Genomic DNA, 2,749 nt, shown 5'->3' with positions numbered 1-2,749 from the left:
CGGGCGGGACGGGCGCGGCGGCCGGAGCCGGAAGGACGGCGCGCCGTACCGGGGAGGACGAGGGGGGCTGCTCCAGGATGATGTGCGCGTTGGTCCCGCTGATGCCGAAGGAGGACACCGCGGCCAGCCGGGCGCCACCCCGCACCGGCCACTCGGTCGTATCGGTGGGCACGAACAGCCGGGTGCCCTCGGCGTCGATCTGCGGGTTCCAGGTCCGGAAGTGCAGGCTGGCCGGCACCCTGCCGTGGCGCAGGGACGCGACGGCCTTCAGCAGGCCCGCCACGCCGGACACCGGTTCGGTGTGGCCGATGTTCGTCTTCACCGACCCCAGCGCGCACCGGTCGCGTCCCTTGCCGTACACGGCGGCCACCGCGGCGAACTCGATGGGGTCGCCCACCGCCGTACCCGGACCGTGCGCCTCCACCATGCCGACGTCGCCGGCCTCGACGCCCGCGCGTTCCAGCGCCAGACGGTAGAGGTCGATCTGCGCGGGTTCGGAGGGAGCGCTCAGTCGGGTGCCCCGGCCGTTCTGGTTGACCGCCGTGCCGCGCAGCACCGCCAGCACCCGGTCGCCCGCACGCACCGCGTCCGACAGGCGCTTGAGCACGACCACGCCGCAGCCCTCCCCGCGGACGTAGCCGTCCGCGGCGGCGTCGAAGGCGTGGCAGCGCCCGGTGGGGGAGAAAACCCCCCACAGCGCGGGAGCGATGACCCCCTCGGGTCCCAGGGTCAGCATGGCGGCACCGGCCAGCGCCAGGTCGGACTCCCCGGAGCGCAGGCTCTGGCAGGCGGAGTGCACGGCGACCAGTCCGGAGGCGCAGGCGCTCTCGACGACGACCTGCGGTCCCCTGAGGTCGAGCATGAAGCCGACGCGGCCGGGGCCGATGCTGTCGAAACCGGTGTACATCGCGTAGGCGTGGACCTCTTCGAGAGGCCGCTGCACACGCAGCATGTAGTCCTTCTGGTAGACGCCGAAGAACATGCCCGTCGGCGTTCCCGACAGCCGCCGGGCGGGGATGCCGGCGTGCTCGATCGCCTCCCAGACCACTTCGGAGAGCAGCCGGTGCTCAGGGTCGACCCAGGGCGCCTCCTGCGCGTTGATCCCGAAGAACTCCGGCTCGTAGGCGTACACGTCGTCGTCCAGGAAGCAGCCGTACCGCAGCCGGGCCGCGACCTGGGCGGGCAGACCGGCCAGCTCCGCCTGCTCCCACCGCTCCGCGGGCACCTCCCGCACGGTCTCCCGACGCGCCATCAGCAGCCGCCACAGGGAGTCGAGGGAGCGGGCCCGGCCGGGGAACCGGCAGGCGGCCCCGACGATCGCGACCGGTTCGTCCTGGCCGGCTCCGTACTTCTCGGCGTCTGTCTGCACATCCATGGGCGGTCCGTCCTTCGTCATGAGCAAGCCGGGAGGCGTCCGGCCCCGGCACGCTCTCCGCCGCGCCGTCGGGTCGACCGGCGAAGCACCGACCATTCCGGCACGCCGTGGACCTCGGACCTAGGACATACGGGTTCCGTCCCGGAGCGCGTCGGCGGACGCCGGTGCTTCAACGCACCGGGTTCAGTCGCCCGGGTGGGTTCTTGACGGATGATCGCGCCGGACGCCCGTGACGGAGGCGGCCACGCGGCTCGGCCGCGCGGCTCCGTCGTCCGTCGTCCGGCCGTACGGGGCGTGTCGGATCCCGGCGGCCTTCGTTCACCGTGCGACGGGTGGCCTCGGACGCGCGGTGCGCACGGCGTCCGGCAGCGGTCAGCAGCGCGGCAGAAGGAGCGACGAACGGTGAACGGTGCCCGAGCAGGAATGAGGACGGCGGCCCTGGGAGCGGCGGTGGGCGCGGCGATGGTGCCGTCCGGGACGGCCCACGCGCTCCTCGACGTCGGCGATGCCGCGGTCGGCAACGTCTGCCACGACCTGGGGCTCGGGGCGCGGGCGGAGGGACGGACCGTCGCGTCCCCCGGCGTGGCCACGGCCGATGTGGCGCAGTTGCCGGTGCACCTCCCCCTCAACGACTGCGCGGGCGGCCTGGTCTGTTATTAGGGACCGGTCCGGCCGGACCCGGTCGGCACGCCACCACGCGAGAGCGGAGCCCCACCGGATGACGACACCCGCGACCCGGATCCCCTCACTGGAGGAAGCGGTCCGCGAGCAGGCCGCCCTCAGCGGCCGCCACGCCTCCCTGCTGGAGGCGTTTGTCGCCGAGCACCCCGCGTCCGGCCTCGGCCGGGCGCTGTCGGTGTGGGCGCGGGCGGACTCCTTCGACGAGGCCGGCCTGAAGTCCCGGATGGTGACCGCCTTCGAGCTGGCCAAGGCCGAAGGGCCGCGCGAGACCAGCCTGGTGTACGGGATCTTCCTCTGCGCCCTCCGCCAGGACCGCCTGGCCGCCGAGCATCTGCTGCGCCACTTCGCCGACTTCCCCGCCGACGAGACCGCCGCGCTCATGCTGCACGCCTTCGGCGGCGTCACGGACCCGGACCTCCGGCGCGCGGGCGCCGAACTCGTCGAGCGACAGGCCCGCCTCGCGGGGCCGGAGTCGTGGCTCTGGGCGCAGTGGACGGCCTGGACCCGCGTGGAGCAAGGGCGTACGGACGAGGGCGTCGAGGCGGCCGAGCGGGCGCTTTCCCTCTTCTCCCGGGCGGGGCGGGCCGTGCACGCCCTCGCCCACGCCGACCACGAACGCGGAGCCGGCCCGCAGGCCGTGGCCCGCACCGACGGCTGGCTGCTGCGGAATCCCGGCGCGTCGCAGCGCCCGCA

General features: G+C 74.3%; 2 protein-coding genes and 1 pseudogene. 2 read left to right on the top strand and 1 reads right to left on the bottom strand.

All coding sequences use genetic code 11. The features are described 5' to 3' along the window. Window positions 1–1,375: polyketide synthase (locus HW445_RS25555; RefSeq protein WP_180223265.1), on the bottom strand; the 1,375-nt coding region annotated here is incomplete at its 3' end. A 402-nt stretch (window positions 1,376–1,777) separates the two neighbouring features. On the opposite strand from HW445_RS25555, the gene HW445_RS34295 reads away from it, so the two are divergent. Both HW445_RS34295 and HW445_RS25545 read left to right on the top strand, forming a co-directional pair. Continuing rightward, the gene (locus tag HW445_RS34295; RefSeq protein WP_180223264.1) at window positions 1,778–2,035 is read left to right on the top strand and encodes a chaplin family protein; all 258 of its coding nucleotides are present in this window, start codon (window positions 1,778–1,780) and stop codon (window positions 2,033–2,035) included. Window positions 2,036–2,093: 58 nt separating this feature from the next. Continuing rightward, window positions 2,094–2,749 (top strand): annotated as a pseudogene (locus HW445_RS25545) (hypothetical protein); the annotation flags it as partial.

Origin of the sequence: Streptomyces sp. UH6, assembly GCF_013421635.1 — a bacterium.
GTDB lineage: Bacteria > Actinomycetota > Actinomycetes > Streptomycetales > Streptomycetaceae > Streptomyces > Streptomyces abyssomicinicus.
Note: the sequence above shows the minus strand (reverse complement) of the source record. Positions and strands in the feature narration are given on the sequence as shown.